Source organism: Streptomyces sp. GESEQ-35 (assembly GCF_017948485.1).
GTDB lineage: Bacteria > Actinomycetota > Actinomycetes > Streptomycetales > Streptomycetaceae > Streptomyces.
Window position 1 is genome coordinate 363682 of sequence record NZ_JAFFSX010000001.1, and the last position, 20174, is coordinate 383855.

Below are 20174 nucleotides of genomic sequence, written 5' to 3' on the forward strand. Positions count from 1 at the left end.
AAAGACACCCGCCATGAGCACTCCCGCCCCGCGCCCGTCGGTGCTGTTCGTCTGCGTGCACAATGCCGGCCGCTCCCAGATGGGCGCCGCCTTCCTCACCCACTTCGCCGGCGACCAGGTGGAGGTTCGCTCGGCCGGCTCCGCGCCCGCCCACTCCGTCAACCCAGCGGTCGTGGAGGCGATGAAGGAGGTCGGCATCGACATCTCCGCCGAGTCGCCGAAGGTTCTCACCACGGAGGCTGTGCAGTCCTCGGACGTGGTGATCACCATGGGGTGTGGCGACGCCTGTCCCGTCTTCCCCGGCAAGCGGTACCTGGACTGGCAGTTGGACGACCCGGCCGGCCAGGGCGTCGAGGCCGTCCGGCCGATCCGTGACGCTGTCGAACAGCGCGTGCGCGGCCTGCTCGGCGAGCTGGGAATCCCCCTCTCCGCGTGACCGCTGCGCGGGGCACGGCCAGCTGCGACTGACCAGGCAGGCGTTCCCGTCACGGCCGGCGCGCCGGGTCCACTGACCCGTGGCGAGCCGGCCTCGCGGGTCGAGCCCGCGCGTCACGCCGGCGGTCGGCCCGGGACCGCGGTCGAGTCGCGTACCACCAGTCGGGAGCCCACGCGGATCAGGCGGCCGGCGCTCTCCGGGCCGGGTCCGCCGTTGTCGGGGCGGCTGTCGATGCGCCGCAGTAGTTGCTCGGCGGCGAGTTCGCCGAGGTCGCGGGCGCTGTTGTCGACGACGGTGACGGGCGGGTGCCAGTACGGGAACCAGGGCGCCTCCTCGTGGCATACGAGTGAGAGCTGTTCCGGTACCCGGACGCCGAGTTGGACCAGGGCCCCGAGCGTCCCGAACGTCGCCTCGTGGTTGGCGCTGTACAGCGCGGTGGGCGGGCTGTCAGAGGCCATCAGCCGCATGACCGCCTCCGCGCCGAACGGCACGGTGTACGGGCCCCGTTCGCACAGGGCGGGATCGGGTTCGAGTCCGGCGGCGGCCAGGGCCGCGGCGAACCCCGCGTAACGGTCCCGTCCGGAGTCGACCTCCGGCGGCCCGCCGATGAACGCGATGCGCCGGTGCCCTAGGCCGAGCAGGTGCCCGACGGCCAGCTCGGCGCCTTCCCGGTCGCCTGCCATCACGGAGTCGCCGGGGGCGTCGTCGGGCGAGCGCATCAGGTTGACCACCGGGATGCCGGCCGCGGCGGCCTCCCGGACCGTGGCGGTGTTGGCGCCCGTGCCGACGATGATCAGGCCGTCGACGCGGTGGTCCAACAGCATGTCCAGGTAGCGGCGTTCGCGCGCCGGGTCGGAGTCGGTGACGCACAGCAGTACCTGGTAGCCGCATTCGTCCAGCCGCTGCTGGAGCACCCCGGTGATGGTGTGGAACGAGGCGTTGACCAGGTTGGTGATCACCAGCCCTATGAGGTTGCTGCGCCGGGTGCGCAGCCCGCTGGCGATCCGGTTCGGGCGGTAGCCGAGGCGTTCCGCCGCCGACTGCACCGCCCGCCGCGTCTGCGCGCTGACCCGGCTGGAGCCACTCAGCACCCGCGAGGCCGTGCTCTTGGAGACCCCTGCCGCGTCGGCCACCTGGTCCAGGGTGACTGCCACCCGCGCACCCCTCTCGATCATGAAATCGATCCCACAACTACGCCCCACCGTCGGGGATTCAGTCGCCATCATGTCAGACACCGTGAAGTCAGTGGCGTAAACAATGCGTTTCAGCAGCAACTTCAGGCCAGATCGAGGTTGACCCTCCCTTCGACCGGGTGTCACCGTGCTGTGCAATCGATCCCACAAGGTGTCACTTGATCGGAGCCACCATGAACACCCCGGCTGCCGTCTCCTGGCGCGGCTACTGGCCGGCCGCGCCCACGCCGTTCGCCGCCGACGGCTCGCTCGACGAGGACGCCTGGCGCGCACTGCTCGGGTTGTACGCGGAGCACGGCGTCCACGGTGTGCTGGTGAACGGCACGACCGGCGAATGGTTCTCCCAGACCCCCGAGGAGCGCCGCCGGGTGGCCGAGATCGCGGTCGCCGAACTCTCCGGCCACATACCGGTGGTGATCGGCTGCGGCGCGTACACCGCGGAGGAGTCCATACGGTACGGAGCACACGCCCGCTCCATCGGCGCCGACGGCATCCTCACCACCCCGCCGCCGTACGTCCATCCGAGCCAGGACGAGATCCACGCCTTCTACACCACCCTCGCCCACGCGGTCGACCTGCCGCTCATGGTCTACAACTGGCCGCGCGGAACCGCCGTGGACATCACGGTCGACACCCTGGTCAGGCTGGCCGAGCTGGACACCGTGGTGGCCGTCAAGGACAGTTCCGGCGACGAGCTGAAGGTCGCGGACACCTGCGCGGCCCTGGCCGGGAAGGTCCAGGTCTTCGGCCGCTTCATCCACCGCCGGGGCATGGCCGTCATGGCCGAGTTCGGCGGTGCCGGGAACATCGACGGCGGCGGCCTCGGCGCGCCGTTCGCCGTCCCCTTCTACGAGGCCTACTGGGCCGGTGACCTCGACCGGGCCCGGGAATGGTCCGCCCGCTACGAACGGCTTGTGAACCTGCTCGTCAACGACGACTACAGCTCACGGTTCGCCTCACCCACCTCGCAGCTCAAAGCCGCCATGCGGCTGCTCGGGCAGCCCGGGGGGCACGTACGCCCTCCGCTGCTCCCGCTTCAGGACCCGTCAGCCTTGCTCGCCCTGGCGGCGGCGCTCGACGAGGCCGGGCTGCACCCCTCTTCCTCCACCACCGGAAAAAGGTGAACCGACCGTGCGCAGACTTCTCCTCGCGGCCTCCGCGGCTTCCGCCGCCCTCCTGCTGACAGTGACCGCGTGCGGCAGCGAGGACTCGTCCGCCGCCGCGTCCCCGACCGGCTGCACGCCCAAGGTGGGTGAGGCGGACCTGGTCGATGCGGGCACGCTGACGATGTCGACCAACGCGACCCTGCCGCCCATGCAGTACCTGGACACCTCCGGCAAGGTCATCGGCATGCGGGTCGACCTCGGCAACGAGATCGCCAAACTCCTCTGTCTCACCCCCAAGTTCGTCAACATCCCCTTCGACGCACAGATCCCCGGTGTGCAGTCGGGACGCTGGGACATGATCGACACGGGCATGTTCTACACCGCGGAGCGCGCCGAGACCATCAAGCTCGTCCCCTACGAGATCCAGGGTGTCTCCGTCTCCGTCGCCAAGGGCAACCCGAAGAAGATCACCTCAGAGAACGAACTGTCCGGCAAGACCATCGCCGTAGAGGCGCCCGGCTACGAGTTCGACACCCTCACCGCGCTCAACAAGGAACTGAAGGCCGCCGGGAAGCCGCAGGTCGCCATCCGCACCTTCACTACCACCGCCGACGCCTACCAGGCACTGAGCGCGGGCCAGGTCGATGGAGTGGCCATCGTCGAGTCGGTCACCAGCCACTACCAGAAGGGCGGCACCTTCGAAACGGCGGTCGCGGGCATGAACCCCGCACCGCTCGCCCTCGGCTTCGGCAAGCAGAAGCCCGCCGACGCGGTGGCGGACGCGCTCACCACCCTCCGTGAGAACGGCTACCTGACCAAGCTGTTCAAGAAGTACGGCGTCACGGCCTACTCCGGCGCCCTCAAGGTGACCACCGGCGAAATCAGCGCCAAGTAACCGCCCCTCCCCTCACCCACGACGGAAAGGGCGAGAGCCATGTGGTCCTGGGAAGCCTTCTTCTCCTTCCTCCACAACCCCCTCATCCTTCAGGGAGCCTGGACGACGATCTGGCTCACCACGGTCAGCATGGCGCTCGCCCTTCCGCTCGCCGTGCTCGTGGCACTCGGCAGAGCGTCCCGCATCCCACCGGTACGGGCCGTCACCGGCTTCTACGTGTGGCTGATGCGCGGCACCCCCCTCCTGGTCCAACTGGTCATCATCTACACGGGGTTGCCCCAGCTGGGCCTGCGGCTCGGCGTGATCAGCGCGGCCCTGACCGGCCTGGTCCTCAATGAGGCGGCGTACCTGTCGGAGATCGTCCGGGCCGGGGTCCTGTCGGTCCCGCGCGGCCAGTCCGAGGCCGCCCGCGCGCTCGGCATGCCGCCCTGGAAGGTGTTCCGGGTCGTGGTCATGCCGCAGGCGCTGCGGGTGATGGTCCCGCCGCTGGGCAACAGCTTCAACGGCCTGCTCAAAACCACCACGCTCGTCTCGGTGATCTCCGTCGAAGAGCTGCTGCGCCGCACCCAGTTCGCCGTCCAGACCAACTTCCGCGTCCTGGAGGGCCTCACCGCGGCGGCCCTCTACTACCTGGCCATGACCACCGTGTGGGGCCTCGTGCAGAGGTGGCTGGAGGTACGTGTCGGCCGCGGGCACGAGAACGGGCCGACCGGTGGCCGCCGTATGAAGAGCGCGGCCCTCGAACTGGAGACCCGATGAGCACCGAGACGATCGTCGAAGCACAACAGGTCCGCAAGTCGTACGGCGGCGTCGAGGTGCTCAAGGGCATCGACCTGACGGTCCGGCGGGGCGAAGTCGCCCTCGTGCTGGGTCCGTCGGGCGGCGGCAAGAGCACCTTCCTGCGCACCCTCAACCATCTGGAGGCCCCCGACTCGGGCACCGTCAGCATCTGCGGGGAGCGGATCGGATACGGCGAGACGGGCGCCCTGCGCGAGCGCCGGATCGCTGTCCAACGGCGGCGCACCGGCATGGTGTTCCAGCAGTTCAACCTGTTCCCGAACATGACCGCGCTCGACAACGTGGCCTCCGGCCCGGTGCACGTCAGCGGCGTACCCAAGGGCGAAGCCCGGGACGCGGCACGTGAGTTGCTGGCGATGGTGGGCCTGAGCGACAAGACCGGCAACTACCCCGCCCAGCTCTCCGGCGGCCAGCAGCAGCGGGTGGCCATCGCCCGGGCCCTGGCCATGCGCCCGCAGCTGCTGCTGTTCGACGAACCCACCTCGGCGCTCGACCCGGAGATGGTCGGCGAGGTCCTCGACGTGATGGTTCGGCTCCGCGAGGAGGGGATGACCATGATCGTCGTCAGCCACGAGATGGGTTTCGCCCGTGCGGCGGCCGACCGGGTCGTGTTCATCAGCGATGGTCTCGTGGTGGAGGACAAGTCTCCCGACGTCTTCTTCTCCGCTCCGGAGCACGAGCGCACCCGCCAGTTCCTGGACCGGATCCTATGACCGCTGTGACCCCTGTGAGCACTGCCATGAGTAGACGCCCCCTGCCCCAGACCGTCACCGTGACCATCGACGGCACCCCCGGCCAGGCCTGGGCGGGCCAGTCCGTGAGCGCCGTCCTGGTCGCGGCCGGCGTCTGGCAGCTGCGCCGCAACCCGGTCAACGGTGGGCTGCGCGGCCCGTTCTGCGGAATGGGTGTCTGCCTGGAGTGCGAGGTGACGATCGACGGCCGCCCCGGCTCCCGCAGTTGCACCGCGCACGTCGCCGACGGCATGGACATCCGCACCCACACCGAGCCGTTGCCGACGGCCGCACATGGCTGACGCCACCGAGGAGTGGGAGCCGGAGGAGTGGGAGACGGACGTCGCGGTGGTAGGCGGCGGCCCCGCCGGACTGCACGCGGCGCTGGTCCTGGCCCAGGGCGGCCTGGACGTCGTACTCCTCGACGAGTCCGACACCCTCGGCGGCCAGTACTACAAGCGCCGGGCCCCCCAACTCGCCGCCGCCTTCGGCGACTTCCGCCCGCGCGGCACCGAACTGATCCGCGAGGCACGGGCCGCCGGGGTCGTCGTCCGCACCGGCACCCTGGTCTGGGGCGCCGAGGACGCCGGACGCACCCTCTTCACCTCCGACGTGCGCACAGGCTCCCTCGGCCGGGTGCGCGCCCGGGCCACGCTCGCCGCGACGGGCGCGTACGAACGCTCCCTGCCCTTCCCCGGCTGGACGCTGCCCGGCGTGGTCACCCCCGGGTTCGCCCTGCACCTGGCCACCATGGACCGGGTCCCCGTGGGCAGCCGGGTCGTGCTCGCCGGAACCGGGCCGTTCCTGCTCCCGGTCGCCTGCGCCCTGCTGGAGGTGGGCGCCGGGATCGAGGCGGTGGTCGAGCTGAACCATCCGTACCGGCCCGGGGTTTCGGCGATCGGCGGCGCGCTGCGGCAGCCCGCCCGGCTCGCGGAGGCCGCCCGCTATCTGCTGACCCTCGCCCGCCACGGCGTGCGCGTCGAGCAGGGCGCCCGCGTGCTGGCGGCGCACGGGGACACCCAGGTCGCGGCCGTGGACATCGGCCACGAGGACGGCGGCGTACGGCGGTTGGAGACCGACGCGCTGTGCGTGGGCTTCGGCTTCCGCCCCAGCACCGAACTGCCCCGGCTGCTGGGCTGCCGTACCGAACCGGACCGGACGGGCACCGAACAGCTCCCGGTCGTGGACGAGGACGGCGCGACCTCGGCGGACGGGCTGTACGTCGCCGGGGACTGCGCCGGCATCGCGGGCGTGCAAGCGGCAGGCGTACGAGGGGAGTTGGCCGCGCACGCGATCCTGCGCCGCCTGGCACCTGGCCGGCCTTCGCGGGTGGCGGCACTGCGCCGCCGGGCCCGTGCCCTGGACCGGTTCGCGGCACTCGCCGACCGGATCTACCCGCTCCCCGCCGACGTCGTAGCCGATATCTCCGACGCCACCGAGGTCTGCCGTTGCGAGGGTGTCAGCGCCGGCGAGATCCGGCAGGCCGTCGCGACCGGCTGGAACGACCTGCACGGCACCAAGGCTGCCACCCGGGCGGGGATGGGGCCCTGTCAGGGACGTGAATGCGGCCACATCGTGGCGGCGTTGGCCGGGCGAGGCGAGGCGGAGTGCTTCGCAGCCCGTATGCCGCTGCGGCCGCTGCCCATGGCCACCACGGTCGCGGGGCAGATGGCCGTCGCGGCCGGAGAGCAGGAGGTGACGGACCGGTGACCGGATCGACTTCGACCTCTCCTTCTGCGGACGTGGCCGACGTCATCGTCATCGGCGCCGGCATCCTCGGCGCCAGTGCCGCCTTCCACCTCGCCGAACGCGGTTACCGGGTCGTGGTCCTGGAGCGCGGCACGCCCAACCGGGAAGGGTCCGGCACCACGGCGGGCAACCTGCACATCCAGGCCATCCACACCCGGCGGCCCGGCCAGGCGGTGCCGGTCGACAGCGCGCGGCTGCTGCCGCTGCAACGCCGGGCGTCCGAGCACTGGTCGCGGATCGAGGAGCGGCTCGACGCGGACGTGGAACTCCGGCGCGGGGGCGGCTACATGATCGCCGAGACCGCCGCCCAGGAACAGGAACTGCGGGAGAAGCACGGGTGGGAGCTCCGGGCAGGCATCCCGACCGAGATCCTCACCGGCGACGAGGCTCGTGCCCAGCTGCCGCTGCTGTCGGACCGTGTACGCGCCGCCAGTTGGTGCGAGCTCGACGGGTACGCCAATCCGCTGCTGATCACCCCCGCCTACCTGGCCGCCGCCCGCCGCCACGGGGCGCGGCTGTACCCCTTCACCCCCGTGACCGGCATCAGCCGGGTGGGCGCCGACTACAAGGTCCTTTCGGGCGACCGCAGTTGGACCGCACCCGTGGTCGTCAACGTCGCCGGGCCGTGGATCACCGACATCTCCGCGCTGGCCGGCATCCACGTCCGCATGTCACCCGTCGCGATCCAGATGCATGTGACGGTGCGCGTGCCGCCGGTCATGCACCACCTGGTCCAGCACATCGGCGAGGGCATGTCGGTCAAACAGGTCAGCGCCGGCAACCTGCTGATCGGCGGCGGCTGGCCGGCTGCCGCACTGGACATGGCGGGCCGCAGCACCGTCAGCCTGTCCAGCATGGCCGGCAACCTCGCCCAGGCCGGGCGGATCCTGCCGTTCCTCGGCAGTCTGCGGCTGCTGCGCATGTGGGCGGGCCCGCTGGCCGCGACCCCGGACGAGATGCCGGTGGTCGGCGAAGTCCCCGGCCACCCCGGGTTCTTCGTCGCGGGCGGCACCTACGCGTTCACCCTCGCGCCGGTGTGGGGGGACACGCTGGCCCGGCAGATCGCCGGGAAGGCCCCGGCCGACCCGGTGGACGACCTCGGCCCAGGACGCCTGTTGTACGACGCCGCCACTCCCGTATCGCCCTGAAAGGCATCCCCTCATGACCCTGAAGATGTTCGTCAACGGCCAGGCGATGTCCGGAGGCACCCTCAGCCACGCGCTGAGCGAGGCCCGCCTGCTCGGCCCCGCGCGCACGGCGGCGTCGTACCGCTTCTTCTCCGTACGCGACGAGTTCCCCGGCCTGCACCCGGTCACGGAGGGCGGCGCGACCATCAACGGCGAGGTGTACGAGGTGAGTTACGAAGTGCTGCGCGAGAAGTTGCTGCCCGAGGAGCCCCCGGAGCTCGAACTCGGCGTCATCGCCCTGGCGGACGGCTCGGGTTCCTTCTCGATGCGTATGCGCGCCTCCGCGCTGACCGCCCCCGGCGTCGTCGACATCACAGCCCACGGCGGCTGGCACGCCTATCTCGCCACGCTGCTCTGACATCTCAACTCCCGTCCTTGGTCGACCTGTTGGAGGCTCACCATGTCCCACCGCGCACAGACGGAACCCGTTGACCTCGTCGTCCGAGGGGGCACCGTGGTCAACGCCGACTGGCAGGGCGCCGCGGACGTACTGATCGGCGGCGGAAAGGTACTGGGCGTGGTGGAACCGGGCTCCTACCGCTCCGCGCAGCCGCCCGGCGTCACCGAGATCGACGCCGCAGGACGCCTCGTACTGCCCGGTGGCGTCGACCCCCACTGCCATGTCGGCTTCACCTCGGGGGACTTCACGTCCCTCGACGACTACCGGCAGGCGACCACGGCAGCCGTCTTCGGCGGTACGACCACGATCGTGGACTTCGCCATCCCGCGCCCCGGCGAGAACCCGGCGGACGTCGCCGCGGTCCAACGCGCCAAGGCGGACCAGGGGTTGTGCGACAGCGCGCTGCACGGGTGCGTGGTCGAGTGGGACGACACAGTGCCGGAACAGCTGCGGTCCCTGGCCTCCGACGGCATCGTCACGGTCAAGATGTTCACCACCTACCGCGGCGAGACCATGGCCGACGAGAAGACCATCCTCAACGTCATGACCACGCTGCGGGATCTCGGCGGCATGGTCGTCATCCACTGCGAGGCCGACCACATCATCGCCGACACGCAGGAACGCGGTGAGGCGGCCGGCGCGATCAGCGCCTGCCACCACGCCGGTACCCGGCCGGAGTTGGCCGAGAACGCCTCGGTCGCCGAGATCCTCGCCATCGCCGAATCGGTGTCGGCCCCGGTGTACTTCGTCCACCAGTCCACCCCCGAGGCCGTCGATCTGGTGGCGCGGGCCCGGGGCAGGGGCGTGCGCGCTTTCACGGAGACCGTCGCCCATCACCTTGTCCTGGACGACACGGCGTACGACGGCTCACACCCCGAACGCTTCGTGTGCTGCCCGCCGTTGCGGGGCGCCGACACGGTCGCAGGACTGCGCTCACGCGTTCTGATGGGCCAGGTGGCGACGATCGGCAGCGACCACTGCTGCTACGACACCGCCCAGAAGGAGTCGGTGAGCCACGACGTACGGGCGATGCCCAACGGCCTGCCCGGGGTGGAGACCCGTATGCCGGTCATCTTCAGCGAACTGGTGGTCAAGGGCGGCCTGCCGGCCGGCCGCTTCGTCGAGGTCATGTGCGCCAACCCGGCCCGGCTCAACGGCCTCTACCCCCGCAAGGGAGTCATCGCCCCCGGCTCGGACGCCGACCTGGTCGTCTGGGACCCCACCGCCACCCGGGTCGTCCGCAGCACCGGACTGCACATGGCCACGGACTACACCCCTTACGAAGGCATACCCGTCACCGGCTGGCCGGAGACCGTCGTAGTGGCCGGTCGGCCCGTCGTGGAGGCGGGCCGCCTCCTGGACAGCGAACCCCGCGGCCGACACCTGCGCTCGGGTCCCCTGAGCAGGTCCCTGGTCTGCTGACCGCGACTCCACCGGCACACGGTCCTTCGGTCGCCCCGGCACGTGCTGGAGTACGCCGTACGTGGGAGGCAGTCCACACCGGACGCGCCTACGACAACTTGCCTGCAACTGGGCATTGTTGGTCTGCCTTTGCTCCGGAGGGTCCGGAGAGACAAGCGGGGTGTGTCAGACCGCTGAGACAGACTGTCGGCCATGAACGCACGTGCCGAATACGCCGCGGCGGCTCGCGGGCGAGGCGTGCCCGAGGACCTACTCGACAGGGCGCTGCGGCTTGCCCGCCCGCGCATAGGGCTGCGGTCGATGGAGGACTCTGATGCGCCCGTCGTCGGGCAGTACGGAGGCCATCCCCAGCTTCCCCCGGATATCGAATGGTCCGGCTTTCCGGCCTTCATCGCCTCGGTCGACTGTGCCGCGGTTCCGGTCGGTGAGCTGGACATACAGCTGCCGGAGGACGGGCATCTGCTGTTCTTCGCCAACAACAGCGAGCCGAGCTATACCCCCGGGCCCACAAAGGAAGGCCGGGTGGTGTACGTCCCGGCCGGAACGGCGACGACGGAACGGGTCCCCTCTGAAGAAGACACGGCCTACACGTGCGAGGCGTACCCCCTGCGGGGCCGGCTCGACTGGTTCATGCCGGATACCAACAACGACATCGCCGACCATGAAACCGTACGCCTCATCCACCCGTACGTGCTGGACTACTCTGACGAGACCATGGTCGGTGAACTCACCCTGGGCGGATACTCACCCGTGATTCACAACGACCCGGCCCCCTGGCCCGTCACCGACGACGAAGCGTTCATCATGCTGGCCCACGCGCACTACACGTTCGTGGACACTCCCCAGAGCTGCGCCGCATCCTGGCTGATCCACCCCGGGACCTGGCCGAAGGAAACTTCGCAAACGCGCTGCTCTACACCCAGGCATATATGTGACACCTACGCAGGGCGTTCACGACTTCGCTCCCAGGCCTAGTGATCGTCGTGGCGGCTCCGACGACTCCCCCCTCCGTCCCTCTCAAACCGCCGCCCCCGGACGGGCTCTGCGGGATCTACGCTCGTATGAACCCGTGGCTCCGCTCCACTTTCGCCACATGCAGCGTGTAGCTCTGGTACCACTCGGCTCGCCCGCGCTTTTGCGCCGCGCGATGCTCGGCATTGCTCCGCCATTCCGTGAGGGCGTCGGCGTCGCGGAAGTACCCGACGGTGATGGACAGCCCGCCGGGAGTCTGCGCGTGGTCCATCCCCAGGAACCCAGGGACGTCCTTCACCAGGTCTTCCATGCGTGCGTTGGTCTCGCTGTAGCCGCTCTGGTCCTGAGTGCGCACCGTAGTGAAGACAGCCACGTAGTAGGGGGGTTCATAGGCCTCGACGGGCGCGACAGGCGCTTCCGAGTGATCGCTCATGGCGGCACTGTAAGGCAGGGTGCGCCCGACGATCCGGCGTCTTTCCGGAACGGGATACGTAGGGGATCCTGCTCTTGACCAAAGCTGTCTGAGCCGACGTTCTCCGGCCGCCCGCAGCAAGGGGCCGATCTGCCCTGCGGCAGCTGCGAGGCATCCCGAGTACGGACTGGCTCCCCACCAACGCTCTGCAACGCACCCAAATCGAACCAGACTGCCCCTGCCGCCGAACCTTGAGCACGTAGCAACGCGGCCGACCGCGACTCCCCTGCCGGGCACAACCCTTCAACCCGCCCCCGGGTCCAACAGGCGACGGCGGGTGACGGGCCCCTCGCCGGCCGCCGCCACGCCGCGCCCGGCCATGCCGCGATGCTGCGGTGCGAGCCGGTCGACTTCGGCCCGACGGTCTCCCGCCTGATCGACGTCCTTACCGCCGGGCAAACACGCTCCGGACTCCGGTGGACAGGTCACGGTCGACCTCGACGGTGACCTGGCACTCGGCTGTGTCCTGGCCGGAAGCACCCGATCGGCCCGGCTCGCTAGCATGCAACGCATGGCCATCAAACTTGAGAACGTCGGCATCGCCGTTCGCGATCTCGAAGCAACGATCTCCTTTTTCACCGACCTCGGACTCACGGTCGTCGGCCGTGACACCGTCAGTGGTGAGTGGACCGACACCGCCGTCGGCCTTGATGGCAATCACGCCAACATCGCGATGCTCCAGACGCCAGACGGTCAAGGTCGCCTTGAGCTTTTCGAGTACATCCACCCCGAAGCGATCGAGTCGGAGCCCACTCGTCCCAACGAGATTGGCATGCATCGCGTCGCCTTCTCAGTCGACGACATCGACAATGCCCTTGAGACAGCCGCCAAGCACGGATGCCATCCGCTTCGCGGTGTGGCGACCTATGAGGACGTCTACAAGCTCACGTACGTCCGCGGTCCCAGCGGCATCCTTGTGATGCTCGCCGAGGAGCTGAAGAAGAACTGACGGCCGATCGGGTCAAATAGCCTCGCGGATGCCGCGATGCTGCGGTGCGAGCCGGCGTCTTCGGCCCGGTCGCCTCCGACCCGGCGGTCTCCCGCCTGATGGGCTGACCAGCAGACCTCCCGTCCCGTCGGCAGCACCACCCCGCCCCAGGCAGTGGAACCCGGCGCCCACCCGACTCGACAGCCGGACCACCTCCTAGCGACATGAGTCGGGCCGCCCCATTTGGAGACGCATACCTGGGCCGCTCCGGATACAAGGCCGGCTGGCCCCTTGAACTGCGGTTCCCCCTCCGCCCGCGACGACAGGGTCCGCGGCCACGAGGCACCGGGCCGGTGCCGGTCAGTTCGACATCTCTTGTACGCCGAGCGGCAACTGCGCTCTTTCCTGGACATCGAGAAACGCCTTGACGCCGGCGGTGTCCGCGCGCCGTCGCGTCCAGAAGAGCGCGACCTCCCGGAAGGCGGTGGGAGAGTCGATGGTGCGGATGGCCAGGCCTTCGGTGCTGGTGGTCCGCAGGGCGAGGCGATTGATGACGCCGATGCCGAAGGCGGAGCGGACCAGCGCGACCAGGGTGGTCGGCTGGTCGGTGAGGTACGCGATGTCCGCCCGCCCGGACGCTTCGCCAAGGGTGTGGCGCAGGTCGAACCCGCCGCCGTCCTCCTCGCTGCCGGCCGGATTGCCGATGAGCGGCCGCTCCAGGATGTCCGCGACGCTGACCGAGGTCTGTGCAGCGAGAGGGTCGTGCTCGCGCATCACGGCGACGATGTCCTCGCGCCAGATCGTGCGATGGCAGAGCGTCGTCTCGTGCATCTTCGGCAGCAGCGGCCGGAAGGCGAGATCGACCGTTCCGCTGACGGCCATCTCCTCCAGCGTCGAGGCGTTCCCCTCGAACAGTTCGACTGTCATGCCTTGGTACTTCGCCTTCAACTCCTGTAGCACGGAGGGGAGGTAGGTCGAGCTGACGCTCGGGTAGCTGCCGATGCTCACATGCCCGACGAAGTTGTCGAGCGTGCTGCGTGCCGCGTCGACGCCGCGCTGCAACTCCAGCAAAGCCGTCATCGCATGCCCGCGGAACAGCTCCCCCGCCCTGGTCATACAGACGGGGCGGGCCTTGCGGTCGAAGAGCGTCACCCCGAGGGCGTGTTCTAGGGCGGCTATATGGGCGCTGACCCTCGACTGCGACAGGTGAAGCACAAGCGTGGCAGCACCGAAGCCGCCTTTGTCGGCCACCGCGAGAAAGCTGCGCAACCAGGCGGTCTGCAGTGACATGGCATCCCGGGGATCGCGCGGCGGCACATCGACCGGGTCGCGGTCGTCGCCGTACGCCTCCGGCACGAGCAGTCCGCGCTCGGCGATGAACCGCGCCCCGCTCATCGGCCGGCCGGTCTCTGCGCCACGGCGACGAGCCGAACCGGCTGCACGATCCCTGTCCGGGAGCGGCACCGGTGAACGTACGACGTTCGCGCCGGGTTCGATATGTCGTCCAGGCCTTGCGTCCCGGGCTCCTTCATGTAGAGGCCCCCTTCGCGGGTCTGCGATGCCGGCCGATGGCTGAGGCAGCCCCGGGTTTCCGCCATCTTGCTATGAGAGTCCACTCAACGTGAAGGCTGTGTCAGCGAGTCCGTCGGCCGGGTCGTCGGTGCCCAAGACCTGGGGTGGGGCGGCGTTCTGGCCACACCACCGGGGCAGTAGGGCCGGCGCGGCTTCTGCCGGTGTGGCGGTCGGCATCCGACGGCTGTCACACCGCCGTCATCCCGCCGTCGAGGACGAGAGCGGCTCCGTTGACGAATCGGCCGTCCGGACCGGCGACGAAGGCGACCATCGCCGCGACCTCCTCCGGCGATCCCATCCTGCCGTCGAGTTGTCGTTCCGCCATCGCCTCGCGTGCGGCGACCGGGTCCGGCGCGTTCGCCAGGATTTTCGCGATCCACTCGGTCTCGACGGTGCCCGGGCAGATCGCCACGCAACGGATTCCTTCGCGGGCGTGGTCCACGGCGACCGCGCGGGTGAGTCCGACGAGCCCGGCCTTGGAAGCGCAGTACGCCGCGCGGCGGGCCAGTCCGACCTGGCCGCCCACTGAGGCGATGTTGACGATCACCCCGCTGCGGCGGTCGAGCATCAGCGGCAGTGTCGCCCGTGTGGTGAGGAAGGGCCCGGTGAGGTTCACCGCCAGGACATGGTTCCAGTCCTCGTCGCTCGTCTCCAGCACGGTCGCGGCCACGCCGATGCCGGCCACGTTGACGAGCACCTCTGGAGCGCCGACCGTCACCGCGATCTCCCGGGTCACCGCGCCGACGTCCAGCGGGTCACACAGGTCCACGGTGAAAGGGTGCGCCCGTCGGCCGGTCTCCTGGATCTGCACCTGCGTCCCGGCCAGCCCGGCGACATCCAGGTCCATCATCGCGACTTCGTAGCCTTCTTGCGCGAGACGTACGGCGGTGGCGCGACCGATGCCGGAGGCGGCGCCGGTCACCACGGCGACCTTCCTGCTGAATCTCATGCCCGCACCTCTCGTACTGAGTGAAAGACGGTCGATGGCGGCCGGGGTGTGGGCGCCACTGCCGTCGAGCAAGGGGAACCGGCCTGCGGCAGGGGCCGCCCCGTCGAGGGTGGCCCGCCCGCTGCACGGCACCGATGTCACACCACGGCCCCCATCCGCCAGGGCACGATCTCCTCGGTTCCGAACCCGAGCGCCTCGGACTTGCTGGGTGTCCCCGACGCCATGTCCACCAAGGCCTCGAACAGCCGCGTTCCGTAACGGATCTGATCGTCACGCGACATCGCCGGTCCTGCGTCGAAGTCGATGTCACCGCGCATCTGTTGGTACAGGCGGGTTGTCGTGCTGATCTTGAGGCACGGCGTGGGCCGTGCCCCGAACACCGAACCCCTTCCGGTCGTGAACGCCAGCAGGTTCGCGCCGCCCGCGACCATCCCGGTCGCCGACACCGGGTCGTATCCGGGAGTGTCCATGAAGGTCAGCCCCGGGGCCGTGACCGGCTCGGCGTACGCGACCACGTCGTTGAGCGGGCTGGTGCCGCCCTTGAGGACCGCGCCCAGCGACTTCTCCCAGATGGTCGTGATGCCGCCGGCACGATTGCCTTTGGACGGATTGTTGTCCAGCTCCGCGCCGTTGCGTGCCGTGTACGCCTGCCACCACGTGATCAGTCCGTCGATCCGGTCGCCGACCGGAGGCGTGGCGGCCCGCCTGCGCAGCAGATGCTCGGCGCCGTAGATCTCGGGAGTCTCACCGAGGATGACCCGGCCACCGGCGGCGACCAGCAGATCGGCCGCCACTCCGAGGGTCGGGTTGGCGGTCAGGCCCGAGTAGGCATCGCTTCCGCCGCACTGCAGCCCCAACGTCAGCTCCGCGACCGGTATGGGCTCCCGCACGAGCCCTGTGATCTGCGACGCCATCGCCGCGATGCGGTCCAGCGCCGCGTTGATGGTGGCGGCCGTCCCGCCCAGGTCCTGGATGGCGAGCGTCTCGACCGCAAGGGCCTCGCCGAAGATGTTCTCGGGCTGGTTGACCTCGCAGCCCAGGCTGACCAGCAGGACCCCGGCGACGTTCGCGTGCCGGGCGTAGCCGCGCAGGGTCCGGCGCAGGATGTCGTCACCGGCGGTGCCTTCGGCCATGCCGCAGCCGAGTTCGTGGGTGAGCGCGATGACTCCGTCCAGACTCGGCGATTGGATACGGGCGTTGGCAGCCTGCGCGATCATGCGGGCGACCGTCGCCGAGCAGTTGACGGTCGGAAGGACCGCGATGTGGTTGCGGGTTGCGGCCCGGCCGTCGGCTCGGCGATAACCGAGGAAGTGGTCACGCGTCGGGAGGGCCGAGGGTGTCCACATCGGCGTCTCGCCGGCAAGTGACGCGGTACCGATGCTGTGCGGCCCGACACCGAGGTTGTGCAGGTGTACGTGGGAGCCGGGCGGGATGTCCCGAAGCGCCACGCCGATCACCTCACCGTACTTGTGCACCGGCTCGTTCTTGGCGACGGCCCGCACGGCGATCTTGTGCCCCGCCGGGATGTCGTCGAGCGCGGCGACCGCACCGCCGGAGAGCCGGACGAGCGTTCCGCGCCCGACATCGCTGCGGACGAGGCCGACGTCGTCCACCCCGTCCTTCGGAACCAGCGGCACGACCACTTCGGCCGGTTTCGGTTCGGTCATGCAGGGTCCTGGAATTGTTCGAGTCCGGACGCAGGGACCTGAAGTGGTGTCGCCATACGGCCAAACGTAGAACGGCGGGCGGCGCACGGCGAAGCGCGAGTAACAGGACGGCCTCATCCGGAATGCGGATGGCAGCGGGCGAACGGTCGATCGGGACCGGCCGGACCAACGGCGGCACGCGGGCCGGCTTCCTGCCGTCGCCGTTCCTGGCCTGGCCTGGCGGTTCCTGTGCGACCGCGTTGCGTTGTGCCCCGCCCCGGCCCACCGGTCGACCGGCAGGTCCATCGGGGCGTGGCGCCGAAAGACAGGACGACGTACGACGAGGTGCGTCCCGACACTGCGTGAGTCGAGCAGTGTCGGTCGGCCTGTTTCCCCGGCTACGGCTTCCGGGCGAGTCCGCCGTGCTCGGCGATGACCTCCGGAGTGGGCGAACCGGGCTCCGGACGCCACTGCGGGACCGAGACGACGCCGGGCTCGATGAGTTCCAAGCCATCGAAGAAGCTGGTGATCTCGTCGACGGTGCGCAGGATGTACGGGACGGCGCCACTGCTGTTGTAGGCGTCCTGGGCCTGCTCGAAGACCGGGTCGATGCCGCGCGAGCCGTCGTTGATGGAGAGGTAACTGCCCGGCGGCAGGGCCGCCATCAGCCGGGTGGCGATGGAGCGGGCCTGATCGTGGTCGCCGACGTGTCCCAGGATGTTGCTGAGGATGAGCGCGGTGGGGCGGCTGAAGTCCAGTGTCTCGGCGGCGGCCGCGAGGATCCGGTCCGGGTCCGTGACGTTCGCGTCGATGTAGGCCGTCGCGCCCTCGTGGGAGGAGTGGAGCAGGGCGCGGGCGTGGGCCAGGACCATGGGGTCGTTGTCGACATAGACGATCCGGGTCTCGGGGGCGATGCCCTGGGCGACCTCGTGGGTGTTCTGGGCGGTCGGAAGACCGGTGCCGACGTCCAGGAACTGCCGGATGCCCGCCTCGGAGACCAGATACTGAATGTTGCGGCGCAGGAAGGCGCGGCTGCTGCGGGCGATGGTGACGATGCCGGGGAAGACGGCGGTGTACGCGTCGCCGGCCTCCTCGTCGACGGGGTAGTTGTCCTTGCCGCCGAGCCAGTAGTTCCAGATGCGGGCGGAATGCGGAACCGACGTGTCGATTCTCTGGCTTATCGATGGTTCGGGCGCCGTCGCAGGGTCGGTCATAAGTCGTGTCCGTCTTTCAGCCGAGGCGGGATCATTCACGGCACAATCTACGTCCCAACAGCCGCCACTCACCCATCAGTTCGAGCACTCGTCGAAGCGCGGGGTCCACGCGCGCCAGGCGAGGTCAGCCGCCGCTGCCGAGCTCCACGGCCCGTCGCCACGTCAGTGGTTGGAAGTGATCGTGAACTTCACCGACGCCGAGCCCGAGTTGGCCCCTCTGAACCGGATCGCGAGCTTGCCGGAGCCGCATTCCACGGCGGAACGCGGCTCACCTCCACGGACTTGCCCGTGCGTCCAGGTCGTGTCCGGCAAGAGCAAGCAGAACGCCGTGAAGTCCATCGTCCTCACTGACACCGAGGGCCGGACGCCGGCTATCAAGACATGGGCACGCAGACCGGCGGACGGGCCGCGGCCAACCATGCACGAGTTCGTTGAGTCGCGTTCAGCGCGATACAAGCCGCGCCCGTCGAGCGGACACCACGGGCGCTCGGGCGTAGCCTGAGTATATCGGGATCATCGAGGTCGGCAGAAACAGATCCCGCGGCCCTCGGTTTCGGATCGCTCACGGGAACCGGCCCCTTCTCAGGCGCCTCACGGTACCGCTTTTGAGCATGGCATTCTGTCCGGTTTCTTTTCTACAGAGAGAGGAGATCATTGATGAAGCGCACAAGAATAGCGGCCGCAGGATAAAAGCATCGGTCACGGCGTACATCGAGGAGACCGTGGACGATGGGTACGCGTACTGGAACAACTGGCTGAAGAACCAAAAGCTCCAGCAGGCTGCCCCTTTGTACGAGATCATCCAGAGGGGTGAAACGTACACGGATGCATGCGACGGAAACATCAGTAGCTCCGACGTGCCCAGTGCCTTCTACTGCCCGGAGGACGTGCAGCAGGGTGACGTGACGTACGAGGGGGTACTGGTCTTTCCCATCGAGACCATGCTTGAGATGCAACTGGGAGAAGTGAATGGCCAATATTCAGAAAGGGCAGGGAAATTCACGGTCGCGACGACTGTGACGCATGAGATGGGTCACTGGGTGCAAGACGTTCTGATCTACCAGAAGGCCCAGCTTCCGCTAGAACCTGGGAAGCACCAGGAATTGATGGCGGACTGCTTCTCCGGCGTATGGGCAGCAACCAAGTACACCGACGGCACCCTGACCGCCGCAGACTTCGACGCAGCAGTCGAGAGCAGGGAGAAGGCTGGTGACGTGAACTTCACCGATCCGGACCATCATGGCACCCCCCAAGAGCGGGCCAACGCCTGGAAGCTCGGCTACTTTGGACCGAACAATGCGGGTTACGATCCCCAGAACTGCATCAGTGAGTTCTGGCGTTCCTGATAGTGCACGCGGAGAAGGGGAAGCCGCGCCGCGGGCGGGCGATTGCGGGCAAGATGCCGCGAGCGCGGACCTGATCGCGGTAGACGTCATGATCGTAGAGTCCAGCTTGCGATTGCCCCCAGTCAGCAGAACCGTATCGAGCTCGGCAAGCAGGACTTCGTGGAGCCGTCAAACGGCCGATGTGGCGGTGCGGGAGCCCTGAGGTGCGCTGCTACTGCGGTCGCATCAGGTCCAAGTCCTCGCCCCATGCGTCCAGCACCGCGCCGTGCCCGGCCCGCCGGACAACTGCCTCGACCTGGGCGAAGAGACGACGCTGTGTGGACACGTCGCCCGTTTCGGAGATGCGGTCCGCGGCGTCGAGCAGGAAGCCGGTGTCCCAGCCGGGTAGGGGGAATCGGGCCAGCTCCCATTCCAGGTACTTGTTGTAGGGGCGGGGACGCCGGTCGAGAGCGAACAGCAGCTCCAGCAGAAACCGGATGCTGTCGGCGGCGTCGAGACGGGCAGCGAGCGGATGCCCGTCGCGGTCGTTCTTCACCGAGCGGTAGAGGGAGTTGACGTAGGCATCGAGCCACGCGCCCGCCTCGTGGAAGGCTTCATCGGCGTCGAGCCGTGCCTTGCGGGCCAGGATCTGGGCGATGCCTCCGTCGAGCCGGTCGAGCACGATCCGGGCGCGGGCGAGGGCGTACCGCTCGAAGCCGGGCTGTCCGGCGGCACGGAACTCGTCGAGGGAGAGGATGACGAGGTCGAGTTGTGGGGTGCGGTGCCCCGTGAACCGGGTGATGGCCGTCGTCGCGCCGTCGGCGAGGACGACGTACAGGTCGTGGTCGGAGTGGTCGGTGGTCATGCCCTCGTGGACCCGTGAACCCTTGAGGACAAGGCCGACGACAGCTGAATCAGCGGCGGCGAGTTCGACAAAAGCGTCGTAGGTGAGAGGCTGCCGAGCAGTCATTGCGTGATCTCCGGTGTGGTGATGACGGGTATGCCAGCCGGGCAACCCCAAACTCATCGGGGTCGCCCGCACCGTCTGCGGCGGCGCTTGGCCGCCGCCCGGAAAATCAACGCACGCGGGGACTCTACCTCCCGGCCGGTCGAACGGTCTCACCTTCGGCCGCCTCGGACACGACACATACGGAGGCCAGTCCTACGGCCCCGAAACCC

General features: G+C 69.1%; 20 protein-coding genes. 13 read left to right on the forward strand and 7 right to left on the reverse strand.

Translation table 11 applies throughout. The features are described 5' to 3' along the window. The first annotated feature begins 13 nt into the window (after positions 1 to 13). Complete coding sequence (locus KCH87_RS01705; protein WP_210583466.1) at positions 14 to 436, forward strand: arsenate reductase ArsC; 423 nt, start codon at positions 14 to 16, stop codon at positions 434 to 436. Positions 437 to 549: 113 nt separating this feature from the next. On the opposite strand, the gene KCH87_RS01710 is transcribed toward KCH87_RS01705, so the two are convergent. Next, the gene (locus tag KCH87_RS01710; protein WP_210583467.1) at positions 550 to 1590 is read right to left on the reverse strand and encodes a LacI family DNA-binding transcriptional regulator; all 1041 of its coding nucleotides are present in this window, start codon (positions 1588 to 1590) and stop codon (positions 550 to 552) included. Positions 1591 to 1802: 212 nt separating this feature from the next. On the opposite strand from KCH87_RS01710, the gene KCH87_RS01715 reads away from it, so the two are divergent. The 10 genes from KCH87_RS01715 (at position 1803) to KCH87_RS01760 (ending at position 10892) form a co-directional block, all read left to right on the forward strand. Further along, complete coding sequence (locus tag KCH87_RS01715) at positions 1803 to 2753, forward strand: dihydrodipicolinate synthase family protein (RefSeq protein WP_210583468.1); 951 nt, start codon at positions 1803 to 1805, stop codon at positions 2751 to 2753. Positions 2754 to 2760: 7 nt separating this feature from the next. Further along, complete coding sequence (locus tag KCH87_RS01720; protein WP_210583469.1) at positions 2761 to 3630, forward strand: ABC transporter substrate-binding protein; 870 nt, start codon at positions 2761 to 2763, stop codon at positions 3628 to 3630. 39 nt (positions 3631 to 3669) lie between these two features. Next, positions 3670 to 4389 carry an amino acid ABC transporter permease gene (locus tag KCH87_RS01725; protein ID WP_210583470.1) on the forward strand — a complete coding sequence of 240 codons (720 nt, stop codon included), beginning with the start codon at positions 3670 to 3672 and terminating at the stop codon, positions 4387 to 4389. Next, the gene (locus KCH87_RS01730; RefSeq protein ID WP_247195544.1) at positions 4386 to 5141 is read left to right on the forward strand and encodes an amino acid ABC transporter ATP-binding protein; all 756 of its coding nucleotides are present in this window, start codon (positions 4386 to 4388) and stop codon (positions 5139 to 5141) included. The genes KCH87_RS01725 and KCH87_RS01730 overlap by 4 nt, the downstream gene beginning before the upstream one ends. Before the next feature lie 26 nt (positions 5142 to 5167). After that, entirely contained in the window at positions 5168 to 5461 is a 294-nt protein-coding gene (locus KCH87_RS01735) for a (2Fe-2S)-binding protein (protein WP_247195545.1), read from the forward strand. After that, positions 5454 to 6869: an FAD-dependent oxidoreductase gene (locus KCH87_RS01740; protein WP_210583471.1), complete on the forward strand. Its 1416-nt coding sequence runs from the start codon at positions 5454 to 5456 to the stop codon at positions 6867 to 6869. Before KCH87_RS01735 ends, KCH87_RS01740 begins: the two co-directional genes overlap by 8 nt. Beyond that, entirely contained in the window at positions 6866 to 8056 is a 1191-nt protein-coding gene (locus KCH87_RS01745) for an FAD-dependent oxidoreductase (protein ID WP_308298723.1), read from the forward strand. The genes KCH87_RS01740 and KCH87_RS01745 overlap by 4 nt, the downstream gene beginning before the upstream one ends. 13 nt (positions 8057 to 8069) lie before the next feature. Further along, the gene (locus KCH87_RS01750) at positions 8070 to 8453 is read left to right on the forward strand and encodes a gamma-glutamylcyclotransferase (protein WP_247195546.1); all 384 of its coding nucleotides are present in this window, start codon (positions 8070 to 8072) and stop codon (positions 8451 to 8453) included. 42 nt (positions 8454 to 8495) lie between these two features. Continuing rightward, entirely contained in the window at positions 8496 to 9917 is a 1422-nt protein-coding gene (gene hydA, locus KCH87_RS01755; protein ID WP_210583472.1) for a dihydropyrimidinase, read from the forward strand. A gap of 192 nt (positions 9918 to 10109) precedes the next feature. Continuing rightward, positions 10110 to 10892, forward strand: coding sequence for a DUF1963 domain-containing protein (locus tag KCH87_RS01760; RefSeq protein WP_210583473.1), 783 nt, complete (start codon positions 10110 to 10112; stop codon positions 10890 to 10892). Between the two features lie 76 nt (positions 10893 to 10968). Here the strand turns inward: KCH87_RS01760 and KCH87_RS01765 are convergent, their stop codons facing one another. Further along, entirely contained in the window at positions 10969 to 11322 is a 354-nt protein-coding gene (locus KCH87_RS01765; protein WP_210583475.1) for an antibiotic biosynthesis monooxygenase, read from the reverse strand. A 550-nt stretch (positions 11323 to 11872) separates the two neighbouring features. Between KCH87_RS01765 and KCH87_RS01770 the strand changes: the two genes are divergently transcribed. Beyond that, a complete protein-coding gene (locus KCH87_RS01770) occupies positions 11873 to 12310 on the forward strand; it encodes a VOC family protein (protein ID WP_210583477.1) in 438 nt (145 codons plus the stop codon). Between the two features lie 339 nt (positions 12311 to 12649). Here KCH87_RS01770 and KCH87_RS01775 read toward each other — a convergent pair whose 3' ends face one another. From KCH87_RS01775 to KCH87_RS01790, 4 genes are all read right to left on the reverse strand, one after another. Then, positions 12650 to 13684: a LysR family transcriptional regulator gene (locus KCH87_RS01775; protein ID WP_210583479.1), complete on the reverse strand. Its 1035-nt coding sequence runs from the start codon at positions 13682 to 13684 to the stop codon at positions 12650 to 12652. Positions 13685 to 14048: 364 nt separating this feature from the next. Then, the gene (locus KCH87_RS01780) at positions 14049 to 14810 is read right to left on the reverse strand and encodes an SDR family NAD(P)-dependent oxidoreductase (RefSeq protein WP_210583481.1); all 762 of its coding nucleotides are present in this window, start codon (positions 14808 to 14810) and stop codon (positions 14049 to 14051) included. Between the two features lie 137 nt (positions 14811 to 14947). Continuing rightward, the gene (locus KCH87_RS01785) at positions 14948 to 16477 is read right to left on the reverse strand and encodes a UxaA family hydrolase (RefSeq protein WP_247195547.1); all 1530 of its coding nucleotides are present in this window, start codon (positions 16475 to 16477) and stop codon (positions 14948 to 14950) included. A gap of 377 nt (positions 16478 to 16854) precedes the next feature. Continuing rightward, complete coding sequence (locus KCH87_RS01790; RefSeq protein WP_210583482.1) at positions 16855 to 17670, reverse strand: SAM-dependent methyltransferase; 816 nt, start codon at positions 17668 to 17670, stop codon at positions 16855 to 16857. 611 nt (positions 17671 to 18281) lie between these two features. Here KCH87_RS01790 and KCH87_RS01795 point away from each other — a divergent pair. Then, positions 18282 to 19016 (forward strand): neutral zinc metallopeptidase, encoded by a 735-nt coding sequence (locus tag KCH87_RS01795; protein ID WP_247195630.1) that lies wholly within the window; start codon positions 18282 to 18284, stop codon positions 19014 to 19016. A 211-nt stretch (positions 19017 to 19227) separates the two neighbouring features. Here KCH87_RS01795 and KCH87_RS01800 read toward each other — a convergent pair whose 3' ends face one another. Further along, positions 19228 to 19965: a hypothetical protein gene (locus KCH87_RS01800; protein ID WP_210583484.1), complete on the reverse strand. Its 738-nt coding sequence runs from the start codon at positions 19963 to 19965 to the stop codon at positions 19228 to 19230. Positions 19966 to 20174: the final 209 nt, after the last annotated feature.